This is a genomic window from Paenibacillus nitricinens, from assembly GCF_052056485.1.
In the GTDB taxonomy this organism is placed as follows: Bacteria; Bacillota; Bacilli; order Paenibacillales; family Paenibacillaceae; genus Paenibacillus_AQ; species Paenibacillus_AQ nitricinens.
Genome location: NZ_CP183948.1, coordinates 2,616,545 through 2,638,931, shown reverse-complemented (window position 1 = coordinate 2,638,931; position 22,387 = coordinate 2,616,545). Strand labels below are relative to the sequence as shown.

The following is a 22,387-nucleotide window of genomic DNA, read 5'->3' as shown; positions in this document are numbered from 1 at the left end:
ATAATCATTATAGAATACTCTCTATCAACAACATATGCCAACCAAAGGAGTGAATGAGGATGAATTTAAACCATAAAGTAGCCTTAGTAACTGGTGGTGGTACTGGAATTGGCATGGCTGTAAGTCTGGAATTAGCCCGACGCGGAGCCTTTGTTGCAGTGAACTATTCCAGATCCGAGGCAGAAGCTAATGAAACCGTGAATACGATTATAAATCAAGGTGGGCAAGCGATAGCAGTACAAGCCGATGTTTCTAAGGATCAGGAAGTGCGAAGTATGGTTCATTCGATTATTCAGCATTTTGGGACGGTTGATCTGCTGGTGAATAACGCCAGTATTACTAAACATATTTCGCTGGGTGATCTGGAAAAAGCAACGGAGGAAGTCTGGGATGAACTATATGCTGTAAATGTGAAAGGAATGTTTTTTTGCGCCAGAGCAGTTGCACCGTATATGCATAAAAGTGCCTCAGGAGCCATCGTCAATCTCGGCAGTATCGCCGGAAACACGGGATTAGGCTCCTCCCTTCCTTATGCCGTCTCCAAAGCTGCTGTTCATGGCCTTACGAAATCTCTAGCTCATGCGCTAGCTCCAACGATTAGAGTGAACTGTGTCGCACCGGGTGCTGTTGCTACTCGATGGTGGTCTGGTCGAGAAGAACAGATGCATCAATTAGCCCCTAATCTGCTGCTCCAGCGTATTTCATCCACTGAGGATATTGCTCAATTCGTCTGCGCAACTCTGGAACAGGAAGCCATAACCGGGCAGATCATTACTGTAGACAGTGGACAAACATTGTAACAACAAAAACAGCTAATCGTATGTCAAAGTGAAGCAACGAATAATTAGTTATGATGAACGAAAAGCAGCCCCTGTTTCGCACACCGTAGGTTAAAATGGAAGTTAAAAGGACAACCATTTCAGAGCTACATACGAAAGGAGCTGTTACTATGAAGAATACCATAAAATACGTTGGTTTGGATGTATCTAAAGAAAAAATTGCGGTGGCCATTGCAGATGAGGGTCGAGAACCCGCGCGATATTATGGAGCCATTCCCCATACCCCTGATGCAGTCGCTAAAATAATTCGGAAACTCAAAGGTTCAGGGATTACGCTAGAGGTCTGCTATGAAGCTGGACCTACCGGATATGACTTGTACCGCTGGTTGACGAAGATGGGGATTTCCTGCGTGGTGATCGCACCTTCGCGTATGCCACAGCGCCCTGGCGATGCCATAAAAACAGATCGACGGGATGCTGAAAAACTGGCTCAGCTCCACCGTGCAGGAGAATTGACTGCGATTTATGTACCGACTCCAGAACTCGAAGCCTTACGAGATCTTATTCGTGCGCGAGAAGATGCTAGGCAAGACCTACATCGGGCTCGGCAACGACTCATTCATTTTTTGTTGCGCCATCAAATTCACAAGCCAGAGGGCATGAAAAAACGCTGGACCAAAAGGTACCGGGAATGGTTGTCCATGCTGAGGTTTGATCATGCAGCTCAAGAACGAGTTTTCACCGAATCCCTGCAACAGCTCCGGGAAGTGGAGGAGCGAATCAAGCGCCTTGAAGCCGCAATGCGAGAAGAAGCGCAGATCTGTCCCTACGCACCTGTCATTCAAGCATTGCAAGGTCTGCGGGGAATCGCTCTGCTGACAGCTATGACTTTAGTGGTTGAGATTGGGAATTTCGAGCGTTTTCGTTCACCGGCTCAGCTCATGAGTTATCTGGGACTCGTCCCACGGGAGTATTCATCGGGAGCAAGCACCAAAAGAGGTAGTCTTACAAAAGTCGGAAATTCTGGAGTAAGGCGCGCACTGGTAGAGTCTGCATGGAGTTACCGTCACCGTCCAGCGATTAAAGGAGATTTAACCGTGCGATTGGAGGGGCAAAGTGCTCATGTGCATGAAACGTCGTGGAAGGCCCAAGAACGGTTACACAGCAAGTATCTGAAGTTAGTCAGACGCGGGAAGCACCGAAATTTAACCATGGCTGCAGTAGGTCGTGAGTTAGTTGGATTCATCTGGTCGATTGCGGTAGACGCAGAACGAAGAATGGCATAATTCGAATAAGAAAGAATAAAAAATATCCCAAGAGATTTGAATCCTTGGGGCATGGAGACAAAGAGAAAGGTACGAGGAGAATCCGTGAATTCCCTATGCACAGGATCCCTGATCTGACGTGCGAAATTAGTTTGCGGAAGCTCTTTCGACGTAGGCATAACATGTGGTAACCAACCCACGGATAGCAGATTGCCAGCCGACGACTTGCATTTTGTCTCTGTGCCCAAGGGATTGAAAACCCTTTGGTTTAAAGGGGAAAACAGGGGAATTGACGAATTCGTTCATAGCAGGGAATTTCTCCCTGAAATTCTGAGATCTTCGATCATCCAACTAACAATTAGGGAAAACCTCCCTGTAATTTGGTTGATTTGGTGGAAAATTAAGAAATCTCCTCGATTTTTAGGGAGGAATTCCCTATTTTTGCTCATTTATAGCGAATAACGGCTATTTTCAGGGAGTTTTTCCCTAATTATTCTCTAGCCTACACCTGGCCATGGTTTGGCCTATTCTATAAAAAAGAAGCCGCCCCAAAAGTAGAAATCTCTACTTTTAGGACGGCTTTTCCAACGTAATGCTTAGTGAAGATTCTTAGTTAGGTTCACTACCCCAAATCAGATTACCTGAGACGTACACGGGTGCTTTGGTCCAGTCCACATAATTGGTATCCACCGCATTGAAGGAATAATCTCCGGTTTGCGTGTAATTCGTCCAGTCCTCTTTAGACACACGCACCTGGATATCGATGCTGCCACCCGCAGCAAGTGAACCTGCTGTACTTGTGAATCCGATCTCAAAATAATAATCCGCATCCGCTTTAGCGGTTGGCAGCTTCACAAACGCTCCAGTTACATTCGCACTTCCCACCTGTGACCAATCGCAGAAGAAGCTTTGCGGCTTCTCCCCATCAATCGTGTAATAGTATCTTAATTTCACATCAGAGAGAGTAACTGCACTTGTACTCGTATTCACCAGTTTAAACTTTGGATTCAGTGTATTTCCAGAAGCAGATAATGTACCGTTATACATCTGTACCTTCAGTGCTGCTGTAGGAGCTACTGTCGTATCTGCAATGGTGATCGCCAAGGATTGCGCAGCTCCTGCACTAAACTCAAAAGATAACGTTGTTGTTCCTAACGCTTGTGTCGCTAGATACGATTTTTTAATCGTCACCGTCGATCCGCTGACTGTGTAATCCGTTCCAGCTACGAGCGTTGCTGTTCCGTTCTTGATCGTGCTGAGTGTGTTTCCATTCAGCGTCATAGTTACTGCTACGTCTGCTTGATTCGCTATTTTCTTATCGAAGCCTGCAGTTGTTGGTGTTATCGCGGAGTTGGATATAGGTGTTGTCGTATCTGTCACCGCAACCGCTAAGGATTGCGTAGCTCCTGCGCTAAAGCTGAACGTCAGTGTAGTCGTTCCTAACGCTTGTGTCGCTAGATACGATTTTTTAATCGTCACCGTCGATCCGCTGACTGTGTAATCCGTTCCAGCTACGAGCGTTGCTGCTCCGTTCTTGATCGTGCTGAGCGTATTGCCATTGAGCGTCATAGTTACTGCTACATCAGCTTGATTCGCTATTTTCTTATCGAAGCTTGCTGTTGTTGGCGTTATCGTGGAATTGGATACTGGTGTTGTCGTATCCGTCACCGTAACTGCCAGGGATTGCGCAGCTCCCGCGCTAAAGCTAAACGTCAACGTGGTTGTTCCTACCGCTTGTATCGCCAGATATGATTTCTTAATCGTCACCGTCGATCCGCTGACTGTGTAATCCGTTCCAGCTACGAGGGTGGCTGTTCCGTTCTTGATCGTGCTGAGCGTATTGCCATTGAGCGTCATAGTTACTGCTACATCAGCTTGATTCGCTATTTTCTTATCGAAGCTTGCGGTTGTTGGCGTTATTGTGGAATTGGATACTGGTGTTGTCGTATCCGTCACCGTAACTGCCAGGGATTGCGCAGCTCCCGCGCTAAAGCTAAACGTCAACGTGGTTGTTCCTACCGCTTGTGTCGCCAGATATGATTTCTTAATCGTCACCGTCGATCCGCTGACTGTGTAATCCGTTCCAGCTACGAGGGTGGCTGTTCCGTTCTTGATCGAGCTGAGTGTGTTTCCGTTCAGCGTCATGGTTAGTGCTACATCTGCTTGATTCACTGTTTTCTTATCAAAGCTTGCGGTTGTTGGAGTAATGGTTGAGCCTGTAGCTGGTGGATTGACAGGGTCAGCATACAAAGTGCCTCGGCCATTCGTTCCAAGATATACACGTCCGTAAATTCTTGGGTCACCAGTAATCGCCATATTAATCTTGGCGTATTGGTGGGCATCGTCATTAATACGAACCCAAGTTGCGCCAACATCATCAGAACGGAAGACACCCCGCACGCCATCAATCTTCGCTACCGTGTACAGTGCCATGTAAGTTTGACCCGGAGCAGCCATTCCATAACCAATGAGATCAGCTTCTTGTACGTTGCTTAACTTTGTGAAGCTCGCACCAGAGTTCGTGGAGTGCCACAAACCATACTTATTCTCAGTCGTATTTCCTCCAGCAAACCAGAGGTCACCTTCAATACCGGGTACGGCCTTCATACTGATCTGAGCTTCATTCGGCTGTAATCCAGCTACATTATTCGTTGGGAATCCTGAAGCTGAAGTGGCAGTAAATGTAGCTCCGCCATCCACACTAACATAGAAGACCCCAGCAAAAAATCCATAAAATTTGCTAGCATTCACTCGGTCAGATGCTACTTTTGCTCCTGCAGGTAATCCTGTGCTAGCTGTCCAAGAATTCCCTGAAGTTTTGGAGTAGTACACACCAATATCCGAGGTGCTCCACAGTATGGAGTTCCCACTTGCAGACACTGCAACTTGTCCATGCCCTACTGTTGTTTTGGTCCCATTTGAAGGTTCGGAATTTGGCATATACCAGTTCACTCCACCATCGTTAGAGATACCAATGGATTTCATACTTGGTGTCTTCTCTTTATCTGCGCTGCCTACCCGTACGATATAGGATGGACTCAGCTCTGCATAATCAATGCTCATCGTTGTGGCCCAGGAAGGACTGGTCTGGAATTTAGTTGGCGCTACCGACAAATCCTCATGCCGGAAACCAGATACATCACCAAGCGCAGTGATCAAATGGGAGGTTCCCGTTGGCGGGCTTATCAGTCCGAGCACAGCCGTTTCCTCCACCCCCTTTGCCATAACAGAGATATTCACCTTGCCTCCGGTATCCCATGAGGTCAAATTGTTCGAGCCATAAATGGTAGCCCCCGTACCATACATCATCCGGTTAGAGTTGAATGGGTCAATCTCCAGATCGCCCATCATCCAGCCGAGCTTCGGTGAAGGATCAAGAGAGGTCGAAGTCGTTCCATGATCGAGCCAAGGTGCTGCTGTGATATCCATACTGAACTTATAAGTTCGTTCTGGATAATTGCCCCAGTCCCAAATCTGGCTCCATGTTGCACCACCGTTCGTACTGCGGAAAATCACTTCATCAGGCCACCAAGCATTTAAACTGGATACCATAACTGTGTTAGGATTTTGAGCATCCAAAGCTAAACCACCGAAGCCATACCAATTATCCGTTCCGGTTGAAGGACTGATATTCGTCCAAGCACCGCTTGTTTTATTGTATTTCCAAACCTCACCTTTACTTCCGTCATAAGGACCTACACCATTGCTATAAGTAATATATAGATCGCCTGTAGATGAAAGCACGCCATGATGTGGCAAGTAGCCCGTAGGTTGTCCTGCCAGAGCTGTCCAAGTCACGCCTCCATCTGTACTGCGATAAACGCTGCTTGCTGTGTCGGCAACCCCTACATATATCGTTTGAGTCGCATTGCCAAGTGTTCCTGTGCTTTTATCAAACGTGATCCAGGATAAGCCAACGAGATCATTTCCATAATCCAGTGTCGGATTCTGAATATATGTTCCTACATTCGTAAAAGAGGTTACCTTCGCCCAAGTCACACCGGAGTCCGTACTTTTCCATAGTCCATTACCACTTCTGGCTCCGAAGAATAAAATATTATTCTTATTCGGGTCGATGACGAGGCGTTCACCCGCAGAGCGGCCCGGCATATTGCCACCTACCTTAAAAGGCAGTGGAGTGGTTTGCCAAGTGTTTCCCCGGTCACTAGAGCGCATGATCTGACCGTTATTATCCCAGGAGTTAGTATAAGTGCCTGTTGCCATATAGACTTTGTTTGGATCAATAGGATCTGTAGCAAGGGCATCCACGCCATTCTTATTCCAATCCACCCAGCCTACGGAGTCACTAATTGAAGTCCAACTAGAGGTAGCCTGATTCCAGCGATAGGCACCCCCGATATCTGTTCTGGCATAAATTAAATTGGGTTCAGACTGATTAAAAATAATACCGGGCACAAAGCCCCCGCCTGCTCCCGTTACAACACTTTTCCAGGTATACGGTTCACTTGAAGCTGCATGGGTAGTAGCTGGGAATGCAGAGAATAAAGAGCCTACCATCGCGCCAAGCAGGACTAATAGTCCTGTTTTTCGGATACGGTTACGAATCACGTTTTACGCCTCCTACAATTTTATTGGTTTGCTTTTTCTTTTCTCCTACTCTTAATCCCCCGCTTCACCCTCCCCCTAAACATGAATTTCTAAAAATACTGATAACGCTTTCATTATAATGTCAATCTTTTTCATTATCGAGAGAAAATGGTTATCTCTTTATGAAGTTTGTCACTAAAAATCGTACCATTTTCACACCATAGCTTACATTTCACAAAAAAACAGACGCCACCTTATAAGATGACATCTGTTTCTCGATGGTTTACTTTATTGATTTGTTGCGCAAAAGCTATTACTACTTAATGCGTAAGCACAAATTCATCCAGCATTTTTCCATCCACATCATAAGCTTGATAAGTTAAACTATCCTTGGTAACACTAATCCCTGCGAACATTTGCTTGTAGTTTTGAAAATGTACCGCATGATAGAACTGATCCTCTTTTTTCTCGTTAAATTTCCTTCCGGAGGCATTGGTCACCACATATACAGTCCCTCGGTAAGCCCCTTTAGGAATCTCGCCTTCTGGAACGATTGTTCCGCCTCGCAACGGGTAGGATCTGGAGTACTCATGATTATGACCCTGCAGTACCAAATCAACCTCATATTTATCAAAAATACCTGTCCAATCTTCTACTTTCTTATACGAATTCCCCCCGTAAGCCGGGCGGTGCATAGCGACTATCTTCCACTTCTTATCTGTTTTCTTTAAATCTTCTTTGAGCCACTCTGTTTGTTTTTTAATATTACTCTCTGTATTCAATACTGTGATATGCACAGGTCCGTAATCGAACGAATACGAGGTGCCTGCAATGGAGCCTTTTACCCCGTTATCTGGCAGATTGAAATGTGAAATATAATACTTCGCGTCATCATCCACCTCATCATGATTGCCTGTGACTGGCATTAACGGGATCCCTGAAATCCAGCCCTGAATATTGCTAAAAAACTCATCCCAGCCCGCCGAATCCTCCGGGTTCTCCGTCAGATCCCCGTTATGTACAATAAACTTGGCTTCTGGAAATGTCTGAAAAGCCTTATTCATTGTCTTCCCCCACCGTTTAAAATCCTCCGCAGACTCTCCTTGGGAATCTGTAACGTTGATAAACGTAACACTATCGAGTCCTGTCTCTTCTGTGGTGAATTCTGCAACTGTACTCCATTCCCCCTCAATACCACTGCCCACCCTGTAAGAATATAACGTCCCAGGCTCAAGTCCGGTTACCTCAGCTTTATGAACACCTCTGGTACCCTTATCTGTTTTTATAGAACTGCTATCTGCTTCTACCCTTAATACATCCGAATTTGCAAAAGAGGCGACCTGTCCCTTTACGAACTCCAAAATTCCTGCGGCATTGGAATCATTAGTATACCAAGTAAACGCACGGCTCGTGCCCGCATCTCCCTTAAAGGTGGTGATCAGATCAAACGGGGTTGATGATTTCGCGGAACTCCCGGATTTGGACCACTCCATCCCAACAGCCACCAAGATTAATACAATCACTAAGATCCCTAGGATGATGGCGAATTTATAGTCTTTCATCACGGTTCCTCCTTAAGTCCACTCTCTAGTCTTCTAACTAAGATAGCCTTCCAGAAAGTCAGAAGTCAAATTCATAGATCCATACTTTTGTTAACGCAGTGTAAAACATTCAGCTAACATTCAGTCTATTTTAAGTTAAACATAAGGTCTGTCTCCTAGAATTAGTTGTGCAAGAAGGTTAGCCAACAACAGAGATAGAGATAGAAACGAGGTGGGAAAATGAGTAACAAGCTGCAATTCCGGCATGAGCTAAAGTTCTTTATTAACTATCATCAATACCTTATATTGCGCCAGCGATTACAGAGCTTGATTGATACAGACCAACACGCCAATGAGAGTGGCGAATATCATATTCGCAGTTTGTATTTTGACGACATCAACAATACAGCGCTTGCCGACAAACTTGGTGGTCTCAGAGAACGCGCCAAATATCGGATTAGAATTTACAACATTCAGGACCATATCATTCACTTTGAGAAAAAAATAAAAATGGACGATTACATCGCTAAAATCAAAGAGCCGCTGACCCGTCAAATGTACGATGAGATCATGGCAGGCAACTATGAGGTCCTAAATGTCCCGGACAGTCCACTGTTCATGGAATTATACAATCAAATGCGCCACAACCTGCTTCGGCCGAAGGTCATCGTGGATTATGTTCGCGAGCCCTATGTTTGCCACAACGGCAATGTGCGGATCACGTTCGATAAGGATTTACGTACTGGTCTGCATTCGACGGATATTTTTGATAAGGATTTGCATCCGATTCGGGCGATTGATGAGAACTTCATTATTTTTGAAGTGAAATTCGATGAGTACATTCCGGAATATATTAAAATTGCGCTGCAGTTAGAAGGGCTGAACAGACAGTCCGCTTCAAAATATGTGATCTGCCGCAAATTTCTAAAAACCAACACTTGGGAGGATTATTGATTATGAATGCATCACTTGCATCGCTAGCAGCAACTGCAACCTCAGATACAACCACAAATACTTTTTCAGATATTATTAAAAATTCGGTGATGGACAACTTTGTATCCGATATTAGCATCTCGAAAATGCTCATCACGCTGGGTGTAGCTTTTCTGATCGGCTACTTCATCTATCTGCTCTACAAACGTGTATTTAGCGGAGTATTGTACTCCAAAAGCTTCAATGTCTCCCTAATGGGCATGACCATGATTACAGCCACTGTTATCATTGCCATCAACTCTAACCTTGTGCTGTCCCTCGGTATGGTCGGTGCCTTGTCCATCGTTCGTTTCAGAACGCCGATCAAAGATCCGACAGATCTGATCTTCTTATTCTGGGCCGCTGTCGCAGGGATCGTAACTGGCGCAGGATTCTTCACTTTAGCTATTGTTGGTTCGATCATCATCGGTCTAATTCTATTTCTGTTCATCAAACATTCTGCTATCGAAACACCCTACTTACTGGTCATTAACTGTGATAGTGATGAAAGTGAACGTGAAGTTCACAGCCATATCACCAAATCTGTGAAGCGCTACAACGTGAAGCAAAAAACCGTATCCGCAAACAATATTGAATTGACACTGGAGCTTCGTTTGGATGATAAAGTAGGCGGCTTTGTCAACACTGTCTCCGATCTTAAAGGTGTCAAAAATGCACTCCTGATCAGCTATAGCGGCGACTATGTATCTTAATTATTACAACAAGATGAAGGACGGTGCCACAGATGAAAGCCAGAGGTAAATCAATCCTGCTGAGTTTTTGCTGCCTGCTGCTGGTCATCGCCGTAGTTGGTTGCCAGAACACAAGTCCATCTGCAACAAATAACAATGCGTCAGATACGCAGGAGAAGGTGATTTCAAGCGATGAGAAAAGTTTAGACGATCAGGTTTTTCCAAAAGACAAGGTCGTCGATGTCAAAATCACTCTGGACCCGGATGATTTTCAGGATATGCTGGATAATGCCAGCGCGGAAGAATATAAAGCCGCATCCGTGGAGTACAATGGCATTAAATTTGATAACGTGGCCGTACGGACCAAAGGAAATCTTAGTCTCAGAAGTGTAGTACAAATGACAGACTCTGATCGCTACAGCTTCAAAATATCTTTTGATGAGTATGTGAACCAGAATCTGTTTGGCATTACAAAGATCAACCTGAATAATAATTACAGCGATGCTTCTTATATGCGTGAGTTTCTAACCTATGAGCTCGCTGAAAGTGTCGGACTCCCAACACCGAAATATTCCTTCGTCAATGTATATGTCAACGATGAACTAAAGGGCTTCTATCTCGCGGTGGAACAGATCGGTGATGCTTATCTGGAACGCAATTTTGGCAACGCTTATGGAGCACTTTATAAAGGCGTTATGACTGGCCAGGGCAGTGATTTGACTTGGCTTGGCGATGATCCATCGCTATATACCGGACTAGAAATGAAATCGGATAAATCCAACGATGATATTCTCATCGACATGCTGGATGAGCTTAATAACGGCAATGATTATGAAAAATACATCGACGTAGAGGAATCCTTGAAGTATATCGCTCTAAATGCGGTAACGGCTAATATGGACAGCTATTTAGGTGGTAATAAGCAAAATTATTACCTGTATGAAGATGATGGAGTCTTCTCCATACTGCCATGGGATTATAATATGGCCTTTGGGGGTATGGGTAGTGCAGATGTGCTGATTGACGAGCCCACTCAAGGCACATTGTCAGAACGTCCGCTGATTGCGAAGCTGCTTGCTAACGACGAATACAAAGCGAAATATCACGAGATTGTCAGCGAGATGATTAATGGCTATCTAGCAGACGATACGTTCCAAGCTCGGATGGATGAGCTGGACACGATGATTTCCAGCTATGTCAAAGCAGATCCATCCGCCTTCTACACCTTCGAGCAGTATGAAAGTGGGCTAACGTCTGTTAAGACCTTCATGTCGAACATGGCGAAAAGTATCCAACAGCAGCTCGATGGCACCATTCCTTCCTCCGGGGACGGATCGGGTAGCGGCATGGGTGGTGGTATGGGCGGCGGTGGCTTTGGTGGCGGCGCTAGGAATGGCGCAGCACCGGGGGCCGCTGATCCTAACGGCGACAGCACTGCTGCTGGAGCTGGCGCAACTGCACAGAGTGCCGAAAGTGGGCATGCACCTGCGAATGGTCAGACTCCACAAGGTGGCGCGGGTGGCGAACCCGGTGCCATGGGCGGACCTGCTATCCCTGAAGGCGGCAATGGTCCTGGCAGTAATTCACAAGCAGCGGATGGTGGGCAGACCAATCAAGCTGACCAAACCGCTACTAACGGGCAGGCTCCCCAAGGTGGACAAGACAACACCAATGGGCAAGCTGTCCAAGGTGAATTTAACGGAGGTGCAGGCGGTGAGCCCGGTGCCATGGGTGGACCTGGATTCCCTGAAGGCGGCATGGGCGGTGGCGGCTTTGGTGGCGGCATACCTGGAGGTATGGGCGGTGGTGCTGTCCAGCAAAAAGGCAGTACGAGTGAAGCCATCACAACTGGCGTCGCAATCCTTCTCTTGCTGCTGACCGCAGTTTTTGTAACCTTTTATAAGCGGAAACGTCTGTAGTTCAGTAAAGTTATCCTTATTATCCAATCATTCATACAAGAAGCCTCCGTCGTTTAATCGCGGAGGCTTCTTGTATGATCCCATATCATTTGTGAGCTCCACACAAAAAAACAGTGAACCGTTTCATACTTCACTACGAAACGGTTCACAGTTATAAGTTCAATCTTCTTTTTCATCCTACTCTGATCACGGAATACAACGATTCCACCTTACTCTTTCCGACCACGCAAAATGCTTATGGCCGCTATCAAAAAGGCAAGTAAAGATATCCCAACTGCGATATAGACCATTGGATTGACACTGGTTGAGTTGTTCTCATTTTCCATGATGGCATTATGCTCTTCCATGCTCATACCGTTGTCACTGGAACCATGAGAATGCTCACTACCACCGGAGGCTTGTACAATCGTAGTAATAGAATGCGGATTCTCTGTTCCAGCCTCACCGGACCATTGAACCAAGCTTCCATCGGCATAGTGCTGATAAGCATTCCATGCGATGTCGCCAGCGGCATCAGGGTTCTTAGCCGTGAAGTAGAATCGTTGGAATTGTCCTGCTTTAATTCCTTCTCCGTTAGCGATCCAGCTAACTTTGTTCCCGTCAATAGTAACATCCCAGCCTGGTGTAGCTTCATATTGCTTAAACTCGGCACCTGCCGGAATTCGTAGATCCACTTGTACAGTTGCCACTTCTTTTTCTGAAGGGACTTTAAGTGTGTAAGTCTCCCAAGCTCCAGTACTGGATTGTGCTGGGGCCACGGTTACGTGTGCGCTAGCTACAGCTGCAAACAATAGTAGCGTTGCAGCCGCTGGTGCGAATAGTGTCATTATTTTACGAGATAATCTGTTCATGGTTAGCCTCTTCTCATCCATAATTATATAACTTCATCCTTAACTTCTTGCTATACATCTTTAGAAAAATCCCGTTTACGTGAAGCAAGCCCTTGCTCCAAGGCATAGCGCGTTAGCTGTGTACGGTTTTGTAGTTGAAGCTTTTGGAGAATGTTCTTCAGATGATTTTTTACGGTATGCTCCGAAATCCCCAAGCTTAAGGCAATCTCCTTGTTCTTCGATCCAGAAGACACACAGCTCAAAATTTCTTTCTCCCTTGCCGTCAATGACTCCCCTTCATCCGTTACAGCAGGTACGGTGAACTCTTTCAAGATTTGAAAAGCCAGCTCCCGACTTAGGGGCGCTTCTTCATTAACAATGGCCTGCAAATATTGAATCCAGGTGGAAGGTGCCAGATTCTTTAGCAAATACCCCTGTGCACCTTGCTTCAGCGCTTCGAGGAGATGGGAAATTTCGTCCGATACCGTAACGATAACGATTTTGACATAGGGATATTCCTGCTTGATCCGGCGAGTAGTCTCCAAACCGTCCATCACAGGCATCTGAATGTCGATTAGAATGAGATCAGGCATCCATTGTGCTGTAAATGCGATTGCCTCAGCGCCACTCTCCACTACACCAATGACCTCAAAACTGTCATCCATGGACAAAATCTCACACATAGCCTCACGTGCATGCGCATGATCATCCACAACTAAAACCCGGTATCGGCTCATAGACTGACTTCCCCTTTCATAATTTCAACCTGGGTGCCTGTGTCACCAGAAGTCAGCCTAAGCTTCCAGCCCATCCCCTCAACACGTTCCTTCATGATCTGAAGTCCATAGCTGCCACTCACTTCAAATGGATCATGCTCAAATCCCTCTCCATTGTCTGCAACAACTACTCTCCAGCGCTTCTCATCGCCAGCTCCAGTAATTGAAACCAGCCCCGCTCGTGTATGCTTGCGAACATTAATGATCGCTTCGCGGATACAGGATAACAATTCTGATTTTTCTGAAGGGAAGAGCGCATCATCTTGCAGGCTCCAATCGAGAGAGGCTTCGATCATAATCTCATTTGCCATCTGGGCTAACTGATCTTTTACCGACTGTTCCAATGAAAAAGAACTCTGTTCAGAGACCGGTATCTTCAGATTAGCGATGGCCTGCCGCACATAACGATTCACCTCATGGACCGTCTTTTTGATCTGATCCACACTTTCCTCACTGACTCCACCATTCTTGCGGCTTGCTTCTAGCCGGTCGATTTTGACAGATAAGAGGAATAAAGATTGCGCCATCCCATCATGCAGTTCCTTGGCTAGTCCTTCCCGAGCCTTCATTGCGTCTTTTAGCGCACGTTCCTGCTCCAGCTCCCGCTGATTTCGCTCCATAAGAGAAAACAAAGGAAGTAGCAATACAAGACTGACCAAAAACACAAGAACCGGCGTCAAATAGTTCCCCAAGTCCATTGAAATATAAGGCATTAGAAACTGATGGCGTACGACTTCCCAGATCCCTACCATTAGCGTTGGCAGTAACAGGATCATGTACTTTATTCGTGTATACGTTGCCGTCCCCTCCTGCACATCTTATGAATAACATTATCACCGTCTTATCTTAGCCACATGACTCGATCGGGCTATATTGACCTATTAATGTTACAAATTTAAGTATTTTAAAAGATGAATGCCGACATTTATACTATCATAAGCAAGCTTTCTTATATTGTAGCAAAAAAAAGATACATCTTACGATGCACCTAACCATTTCTACGTTTACAGTGAATTCCTATCTATATCGGCGAAGTATACCGTCCATATTGGATGTCCATTTCCTTAAACGAATCTCCTTCTTTGTGCAAGAAAAATGTATTGACTCCCTCTGCCCCCCACCAGTTCATACCGACTAGCGGACCCTCAGAGGTTTCAGCTACAAAAAGAATAGAGAACATTTCAGGCCTGACCTCACCGCCATCATCCACCCGCCAAACTGAATATTCATCGCCTTGAATCACCGCCGGATAGTCCATGAAGGTAAATTCATCTTTTTCTTTCCAGACAAGACTAAATAACATCTCCTGATCCAACCTTACAAATTGAACGAGATACAGCTGCCGATTTGCAGATAGGTCTGCTAGCTTCCATATTTTCTGAATTTCACGTTTTTTCGTATCTACAATACGCTCTCGAACACTTACTTCCACAGTAGACAAAGCTTCTTGACCCTCTAAAGTTTCAACCGGCAAAAGCGCATCAACCTTAAAGTCTATTTGATCCGTCAAATAGTAGGTTTCATCCGGGGTCGCACTTTCCTCTTCCACCGTATAAAGATAACCCGCCAGATTCTCAAAATTATGCGCCATCTCCCGGCCATTACTGTTCTCTGTTCCATCCTGCCATTTATTAAATTTAACCTTTAATACATTCCCCTGATCACCAATAGCCTCATTTAATTGTGCCATCTCCTGGTCCAGCCCTTTTTCGTGCCCGGTGACTAGCATATTCCGCCCCTCTGCATCCGCAAAGCCAAAATTCCCTCTCAGCTTCTTGGTATCTAGATAAGCTTCTGTCTGCTGTATGCTTGGCGTTGGCTCTTCGCTAGGAGGAAGCGCTGGAGAAGGCGATACAGTTTCCGCACTTTGTTCCGGTGTAGAGTCTAAATGATCCTCATTACTCGTCAACGAGCTGTTTCCAGAACAACCCACCAACATAAGAACAATTAAGAAACTTATCATGACCTTATTCATTCTTATTCCTCCAAACGAAGTTAGAATATTCCCATGCTCAGGTAACGTTCCCCTGCATCAGGCGCAATACATAGCACTCGCTTGCCGGGTCCGAGGCGCCGTGCTTCCTGCAATGCAGTCCATACTGCGGCACCACCTGATGGACCGAGCAGAATCCCTTCCAGTGCAGCCAGCGTTCTCAACGTTTGCAATGCATCTTCATCCGAAACTTGAACGATTTCATCGTAGATCTTCGTATTCAGAATGGCGGGTACAAAGCCCGGACTGGTTCCAACCAGTTTATGCGGTCCGGGCTTTCCCCCGGATAACACTGGCGAGCCTTGCGGCTCAACAACAAGAATGCGAATATCAGGAAGCTGCTCACGCAATACTTCTCCAGTTCCTGTAATCGTGCCTCCTGTCCCTGACGATGCAACGAACACGTCCAGCTTTCCTTCCATTTGCTCCATAATTTCAAGCGCTGTCGTTGTCCGGTGAATGTCAGGGTTCGCTTTATTCTCGAATTGCTGTGGAATAAAGCTGTTCGCCACTTCTTTCCCCAGCTCGATTGCTTTCGCTATAGCCCCCGGCATCCGCTCCGCTGCAGGTGTCAGGACCACTTCAGCACCATAAGCCTTTAGAATATTGATTCGTTCCTTCGTCATATTATCAGGCATGACAAGAATCGCTTTATAACCTTTTGCAGCGGCATTCATAGCCAATCCAATGCCTGTATTTCCACTTGTCGGCTCTATAATAGTCCCTCCGGGTTTCAGTAGCCCAGCTAGTTCTGCTTGCAGAATCAGATTATAAGCGGCTCTGTCCTTTACACTGCCACTGGGATTGAAGCGTTCCAGCTTTACATATAGTTCTGCATCTTGGGGTGTGGTCAACCGATTTAGTCGCACAACCGGTGTATTCCCAATCAGCTCAGTGATATTGTTAACAACAAGGGATGTCATTCCTAGAGCCTCCTTCAATTCTTTTCCTTCCATTATTGTAACTTGAGCGGCACCTCCTGTCGATTCAGACCTCCCGTTCCTCTAACCTGAAACAGCCGCCTCCGCATTATAAGCGGAGACGGCTGTTCATTATTGGCATGGTATCAATGATTATTAAGGATTCACGTTAATCGTAAAAGTAGATGTATTATTCTTAATATTCGTTACCGTGTTCGTAATCTTCAGATTGTTGAAGGTTGCTGAGCCTCTGGCTGGACCTTGACCTGCCTCAGCTGCTTCATTCACCCAGATACCCACCCCGGATTTACTATCAAAAGCATCGCCGCTCTTCTGCGCACCGGTAATTGTAACATTATTAAAGATGGTATCTGTTACTGGGAATTGTGGAGTGGAACCTACATAGTTGGTCTGGAACATGATGCCATGATAGGTTGGATCAATGATATCCACATCATTGACTCGGATACCTTGGAACACCTTGGATGCCGAGAATACCCAGATCGCCGGGAAAGTCTGCGCGCCCCAGAAATGCCCACCTGCACGAACAATAGAAATATTCTCAAAATTCGTAGTAGGTGAAGCTCCGAACCCATTCATCGGATATCCAAAGTCTAACGAGCTGATCGTAATTCCAGAGTAGCAAAGTGTATCTGCAATATAAATGTTACGGAAGGTATTTGCGTATCCACCATAGACAGCTACACCAGCAGCACGCCAAGTCAAAATGGAAGTGAGGTTCTCATAGATATTGTCTTTCATATCTGCACCGCCGGAATCAATCGCCGAGAACAACGCAAAGCTATCATCACCTGTTGCCCGTGCTTCAATATTAGATACAAGGTTGTTCGTGCTTCCATTCGTCATATTAATGCCGTCCGCGAAGGTGTTACGGATACGCGAGTTTTTAATCACCATGTTATCCGTATTGGCACCCCAGTACATACATACCTGATGTTCAGTCCAGATGTTATCGATCGTAATGTTCGCCACATTGGAGAAATCAAATACTTTACCAGGACCGTCGATACGTGAAGTATAGTTCCCGAAATAAGCGAAATTTGCAAAGGTAGACCCATTTGCTGTATCACTGGCTCGGAATCCGACATCAGTATTCTCTTGGGTGGTTGGAGCTATAAATCTTGTATACCAAGGGCCAGCACCGATTACCTTCACTGCCTTGCCGTAGACCTGAAACTTGCTAGAGGTCTGATAGTTGCCGGCTGGCAAATACACCCCAACGAGATTTCCTGTGGTATCCATGCGTACTTTATCTAGCGCATTTTGGACATCCTGATGCGTAAAACCTGCAGGAACAGTATATTTAGCCGGATCTGGATTAGCAATCGGTGAAATCTGCTCTAGACTGATGAAGTCAATGGCGTATTGAGAAGTGTTCGCTGTATCTTTTTGTAACCGGATCGTACTTCCTGCCGGAATCGTGCTATCAAACATAATGTTTGCTTCATCATAAATATGCCGCGGTGAACCTGCGCTTGGCGAATTACCAGGACTTGTCTCAGAACCGTACAACCATGCATATTTAGAGGTTAAGTTAATTGCCTTGTTAAAGACACCATTCACATAGATGTTAAGCGTAGCATTTGTGCCATCACCACTCGCTGAATCAGGAATCGAGAAACGAGTAACCAGCGTGTTCGTGCTGGCTTTTGTCGTGAATTCAACATAGCTACCTGTGGTGTTCAGAGTAACTGCTCTTCTGCCTGAAGCCTCACCTGCCAGATCACCAATGGTCCGATTAGCTGAAAGCTTCACGGCCCCACCACCAATAACACCATCCTCAGCCTCATACATGTCGTAAGGCATGTTCGCACCTCGACCGATGAATAGAGACTGCGTCTGAATATTATTAGCCCGTTTTACAGGCAGCTCATTAGCATCTACTGCAATTTCACTCTTCACAGTATATTTTCCATTTCCTGCTGTCCAATTGCCAAGAGCGACAGGCGCTGTGGTTACGCCACTTGCGATCACACCGCTATAGGTGCCTGTAAGAGTCTTAACTACCGCATTAGTTGTAGCATCTAAAACCGTCAGAGTTATATTATGCGCCCCGCTCGCGGAAGCTGCTGTACCTTGATTCTTAATGGCAACTGAGAAGCTTACAACGTTGCCGGCTGCTGGATTTCCAGGTGTCCAGCTGACGGAGGAAGCCACCAGATCAGAACTGGATACAGGTGCAATAATAAGGGAAGTCGGGCTAGTGAAGCTATTATTTCCCTCATTTGATTCAATCACTGTATTATTCTCATCGACCTTTGCACTTAAGGAGTAGGTAGCTGCGTCTTTTGCGCCCATATTCAGAGACACATTCGTTGATGCACCAGCTGCTAACGCCCCCACGGGGCTAGTGCCTACAAGTGTTGTGCCCAAGTAAAAATTCACATTAGTTGCGGTAGAAGCAAGGGTGCCGATATTCTTAACTGTTGCGTTTAGAATAATGGCATCCGTCTCTACTGGAGCTGCAGGTGTCCATGTAAGAGCTGTGACCGTTAAATCTGGATTTGCAGATGGTGTACCCATCACTTGAAATTCAGCAATTTGTCCAGCACTTGAACCAGAGTTAGTGGTGATCTTCAGCTGCAATTCACTAGCCGTAGCCGTTACCGGAATCGTCACTGTATTGCCGGTTGCTGGGTTAAAGGTATACACGGTCGCAGGTACAAGGCTAGTAAAAGCCGTTGTATTCTGATTATGCCCAAGCACTTGAATGGTCTGGGTACGTGTCGACCAGGCTGATGCAGGATTCAGCTTGAGTACAACCGATGTAATATCGGCATTGCTGCCCAAATTAACCGTTAAGGTATTCGGATAACTTCCCCCTGCCCCTTCCCAATAAGTGGTCACATCACCGTCATTCGCATTGGTCTGCACAAAGGTAAAGACAGAGGAAGAAGCTGTTATCCCTTTGTTCAACGCCAGATTAGAGCCCGACCCAGGTGTTGGGGTTGCTGATGGCGTTGCCGTCGGTGTTGGGGTTGGGGTTGCTGTTAGGGTTGGTGTTGCCGTTGGCGTCGGTGTTGATGTCGGTGTCGGTGTCGGTGTCGGTGTCGGTGTTGGTGTTGGTGTCGGTGTCGGTGCTGTTGTTGGGGCTGCTGTCGGTGCTGAAGATGGAGTAAGGATCAGGTTGTCCAGATTCACATTTCCAGTATCACCAGCATCATATTTATAAGTAATTGTGTTAGCGCCAGCATTCAAGGCCAGCGTTTCAATCTTTGTGGACCATGTGTTCCAGTTGGCTAGATTAATAAGCGAAATTTGCTTTATTTTCGTCCCATTTACATAAATGCTAATTGTTTTTGTGCTGCCTGAAGCATTTGCATATTTCAATGCAGCATCATAGTTTCCAGCAGAGGCTACATTGACACTAAATGCAGTCGTCGCTCCTTGCGCTAGATAACCATCTACAAAACCGGTTCCGGTATAACCAGTATGGTCTGTATTAACTTTTGCTCCCCCGGATAAAGAGGCGTTTTCTGCTTCATATCCTGTCGTTGGAAGTGTTGTAGTGCTGCCATAAATCTCAAATTCCGATAACTGGGCTGCTGACCATCCTGTATTTGCGGTGAACTCCAATTTAACATATCTGGCGCTTGCAGCCGTAAAGTTAATGGTTACAGTATTAGATCCGCTTGCAGGATTAAATGTATAATTGGCTGAGGTAGCTAAGGTAGTGTACGTTGAGTCATCTGAGCTCCCTTGCACCGACAAGGTTTGGGTTCTTGCTTCCCAGTTCGTCGGTAGTTTTAGAACGACCTGATTGACGCTGTTTACGTCACCTAAGTCCACTTTAATCCATTGCGGGAATGCGTTGCTTGCACTTTCCCAATACGTTCCTTGGTTTCCATCATTAGCATTAGCTGCTACGTATACATCACCAAATGAGCTTGAAGTAATCGTCTTCCCTTGGGCTAAATTCCCCGCCGCTAAACTCACCGAGGGATATAACGCTAATTGACCTACAAATAAAATGACAATTAAAAAATACATCACTGCTGACTTACTCATAAATTTTTTAGAAGCTGCTATCATTAGAGAACCACCTCCCAAAGATTTTGTGAAGCTATGCAGCTATTAAGAATACGCTTTCAAAATAGTATTGTTATAGACATTCGCCTCCTAAACTGATCTGATAGTGTTCCGACGAAACTTAACAATCACTCTCTATTATTAGCTGCCAGTCATCCTCCTGTATCCTTGACTCTCACTTTAACAAGTCTCTGAGATGTATCAAGTGATTGACCATAACTAACTAATAATGGTAATAATATAAGTTATAGGTAGATATCCGTCGATGGCGATTTCTATGCTTTCTATGTGGGATATTACGTTCAACAAAACAAAAGCCTCAGAGAAAACAGCAGGGATGAAATCCCTTAGCTCTCTGAAGCTTCGTGTTATACATTAAATCTAGCTACCAAACCCTGCAGTCCACGCGCCATCGTACTTAAATTATTTGCTGAAGAAGCAATTTGTTCGACCGAAGCCATTTGCTCTTGCGAGGCTGCTGATACATGCTGTGTACTCGCTGCAGTTGTTTCTGAGATCTGCGTGACGCTGCGAATTGATTCCACGATCTCATCCGATGCCGCCGTAATCTCCTCCACCGCACCAGATACGTCCTGAACCTGTTCAGCTAGTGAATCTATAGATACGCGAATCTCACTAAAGGAACGACCCGCTTCCTCAATAATTTCCGTACCTCCCTTTACTTCACTCATACTGCTCCTCATGACTTTCATGGCATCATCTGCTTCACTTTGAATCCCACTCGCCATTTCTGCAATTTGATTGGCGGATTCTGCGGATTGCTCCGCAAGCTTTCGAACCTGGTCAGCAACTACAGCGAAACCTCTACCCTGCTCACCAGCGCGCGCCGCCTCAATGGTCGCGTTTAAGGCCAGCATATTCGTCTGCGATGCGATTCCTTTTATGACGCCTACAATAGTGCTGATCTGCTGAGATCGATTCACAAAGCCTTGGACTTGCTGGGATAAGGACTGAATGGAACAATTAATCGATTCCATCTGCTGTCCTGCAGCCTGAATGGATTCATCTCCAGCGATGGCAAACGCTGCGGAACGATGGGAGGCTTCGGATATATCCTGCACGCTGGCAGCAATTTGTCCGATTCCTAGCGATATTTCCGAGATTGTAATCGTATTAGTCTGTAAATCATTCATCTGTTTAGCGGTTCCCGAGGCCACTTCACCCATAATATCCGATATTCGTTCTGTAGCACCTGCCGTCACTCCACTATCTGAAGTAAGCTTAGAAGAGGAATCTGCTAAACGATTGGCTGATAGCCTGACCTGTTCAATCATCGTGCTCAGATTATCTGTCATTTTATTAAAATTAGAAGCCAGCTCACCAATCTCATCCTTAGAACGGACGCTCAGCTTACGAGTAAGATCGGCATCCCCATCGGCAATCTCCTTTAGCTGTGTGTTCACATCACGAAGCGGTTTAATAATTCTCCCAGAGATTAAGAGGGCAAGGATGACGGCGAGAATGACTGACAAACCGGTCACACCCAGGCTAGTAATCAAGGCGTTGTTGCGATGCGAATCTGCTTGACTCTGCCCATTCTGAATTTCCTCCATGAGCATATTCTGAAACACAATCTGAGATTCGACCATAGCATCTAGAGATAGATTCGTGAACTTCTTCTGCGCTTCAGGGAAATTACCCTCCTTGGCTAAGGCAAACGCTTCCTTCAATACTAGTAAATAATCATTCCATTTAGTCTTTAGTTCTGTTACACCTGTTAGTTCAGCTTCGCTTAATTCCGCACTCTCCAGCGCTGTAATCGCATTCTCAATCAATGGAAGCATTTCTTCATACTGAGACAAATAGGACTTTCGTTCCTCCTCTGTGTTGCTCATCACATAACGGGCACCCAGTTCGTCTGCTGTACGAATCTTATCCGTTAAGTCTTGAACTAATGACAGCTTGTCCCAGTTATGATTGACCTGATCTGTCAGTAAGGTAACCTTACCTTGAAACAAAGTGTTTCCGGCTATAGCGACTAAAAAGACTACAATTACCGCAGCAAAGCCTAGGACTATTTTTCCACGAATACTTTTCGTCATCGTATTTCCTCATCTCTATGTATGTATATCTACTTGGTA

14 protein-coding genes and 2 pseudogenes are annotated in these 22,387 nt (G+C 45.7%); 5 read left to right on the top strand and 11 right to left on the bottom strand.

What is annotated here, in order from left to right:
• Positions 1-59: 59 nt before the first annotated feature.
• Together ACN6KS_RS11460 and ACN6KS_RS11455 are read left to right on the top strand one after the other, a co-directional pair.
• Positions 60-800, top strand: coding sequence for an SDR family NAD(P)-dependent oxidoreductase (locus ACN6KS_RS11460; protein WP_094878776.1), 741 nt, complete (start codon positions 60-62; stop codon positions 798-800).
• A gap of 149 nt (positions 801-949) precedes the next feature.
• The gene (locus tag ACN6KS_RS11455) at positions 950-2,065 is read left to right on the top strand and encodes an IS110 family transposase (RefSeq protein WP_440960470.1); all 1,116 of its coding nucleotides are present in this window, start codon (positions 950-952) and stop codon (positions 2,063-2,065) included.
• Positions 2,066-2,653: 588 nt separating this feature from the next.
• On the opposite strand, the gene ACN6KS_RS11450 is transcribed toward ACN6KS_RS11455, so the two are convergent.
• From ACN6KS_RS11450 to ACN6KS_RS11435, 4 genes and pseudogenes are all read right to left on the bottom strand, one after another.
• Positions 2,654-3,091 carry a cellulose binding domain-containing protein gene (locus ACN6KS_RS11450; RefSeq protein WP_440962392.1) on the bottom strand — a complete coding sequence of 146 codons (438 nt, stop codon included), beginning with the start codon at positions 3,089-3,091 and terminating at the stop codon, positions 2,654-2,656.
• Positions 3,092-3,151: 60 nt separating this feature from the next.
• A pseudogene (locus tag ACN6KS_RS11445) lies at positions 3,152-3,376 on the bottom strand (X2-like carbohydrate binding domain-containing protein); the annotation flags it as partial.
• Between the two features lie 33 nt (positions 3,377-3,409).
• Positions 3,410-6,562: pseudogene (locus tag ACN6KS_RS11440) on the bottom strand (X2-like carbohydrate binding domain-containing protein); the annotation flags it as partial.
• Positions 6,563-6,912: 350 nt separating this feature from the next.
• Positions 6,913-8,154, bottom strand: a complete 1,242-nt coding sequence (locus ACN6KS_RS11435) for a purple acid phosphatase family protein (protein WP_440962039.1) — start codon at positions 8,152-8,154, stop codon at positions 6,913-6,915.
• A gap of 219 nt (positions 8,155-8,373) precedes the next feature.
• Between ACN6KS_RS11435 and ACN6KS_RS11430 the strand changes: the two genes are divergently transcribed.
• From ACN6KS_RS11430 to ACN6KS_RS11420, 3 genes are read left to right on the top strand one after another with little or no spacing between them, the layout of a single operon-like run.
• The gene (locus ACN6KS_RS11430) at positions 8,374-9,087 is read left to right on the top strand and encodes a polyphosphate polymerase domain-containing protein (protein WP_341134485.1); all 714 of its coding nucleotides are present in this window, start codon (positions 8,374-8,376) and stop codon (positions 9,085-9,087) included.
• 2 nt (positions 9,088-9,089) lie between these two features.
• Positions 9,090-9,818, top strand: a complete 729-nt coding sequence (locus ACN6KS_RS11425; protein WP_094874550.1) for a DUF4956 domain-containing protein — start codon at positions 9,090-9,092, stop codon at positions 9,816-9,818.
• Positions 9,819-9,850: 32 nt separating this feature from the next.
• Positions 9,851-11,716 carry a CotH kinase family protein gene (locus ACN6KS_RS11420; protein ID WP_440962038.1) on the top strand — a complete coding sequence of 622 codons (1,866 nt, stop codon included), beginning with the start codon at positions 9,851-9,853 and terminating at the stop codon, positions 11,714-11,716.
• 209 nt (positions 11,717-11,925) lie between these two features.
• Here the strand turns inward: ACN6KS_RS11420 and ACN6KS_RS11415 are convergent, their stop codons facing one another.
• The 7 genes from ACN6KS_RS11415 to ACN6KS_RS11385 all read right to left on the bottom strand — a co-directional run bounded on the left by ACN6KS_RS11415 (position 11,926) and on the right by ACN6KS_RS11385 (position 22,348).
• Positions 11,926-12,567 carry a DUF1775 domain-containing protein gene (locus tag ACN6KS_RS11415; RefSeq protein ID WP_094874552.1) on the bottom strand — a complete coding sequence of 214 codons (642 nt, stop codon included), beginning with the start codon at positions 12,565-12,567 and terminating at the stop codon, positions 11,926-11,928.
• Positions 12,568-12,617: 50 nt separating this feature from the next.
• Positions 12,618-13,283 carry a response regulator gene (locus ACN6KS_RS11410; protein ID WP_094874553.1) on the bottom strand — a complete coding sequence of 222 codons (666 nt, stop codon included), beginning with the start codon at positions 13,281-13,283 and terminating at the stop codon, positions 12,618-12,620.
• Positions 13,280-14,098 (bottom strand): sensor histidine kinase, encoded by an 819-nt coding sequence (locus ACN6KS_RS11405; RefSeq protein WP_094874554.1) that lies wholly within the window; start codon positions 14,096-14,098, stop codon positions 13,280-13,282. The genes ACN6KS_RS11410 and ACN6KS_RS11405 overlap by 4 nt, the downstream gene beginning before the upstream one ends.
• Before the next feature lie 245 nt (positions 14,099-14,343).
• Complete coding sequence (locus ACN6KS_RS11400) at positions 14,344-15,297, bottom strand: hypothetical protein (protein WP_094874555.1); 954 nt, start codon at positions 15,295-15,297, stop codon at positions 14,344-14,346.
• A gap of 20 nt (positions 15,298-15,317) precedes the next feature.
• Positions 15,318-16,238 (bottom strand): cysteine synthase A, encoded by a 921-nt coding sequence (cysK, locus tag ACN6KS_RS11395; RefSeq protein ID WP_094874556.1) that lies wholly within the window; start codon positions 16,236-16,238, stop codon positions 15,318-15,320.
• A 153-nt stretch (positions 16,239-16,391) separates the two neighbouring features.
• Positions 16,392-20,288 carry a discoidin domain-containing protein gene (locus tag ACN6KS_RS11390; RefSeq protein ID WP_440962037.1) on the bottom strand — a complete coding sequence of 1,299 codons (3,897 nt, stop codon included), beginning with the start codon at positions 20,286-20,288 and terminating at the stop codon, positions 16,392-16,394.
• Between the two features lie 365 nt (positions 20,289-20,653).
• The gene (locus ACN6KS_RS11385; RefSeq protein WP_440962036.1) at positions 20,654-22,348 is read right to left on the bottom strand and encodes a methyl-accepting chemotaxis protein; all 1,695 of its coding nucleotides are present in this window, start codon (positions 22,346-22,348) and stop codon (positions 20,654-20,656) included.
• Between the last annotated feature and the right edge of the window lie 39 nt (positions 22,349-22,387).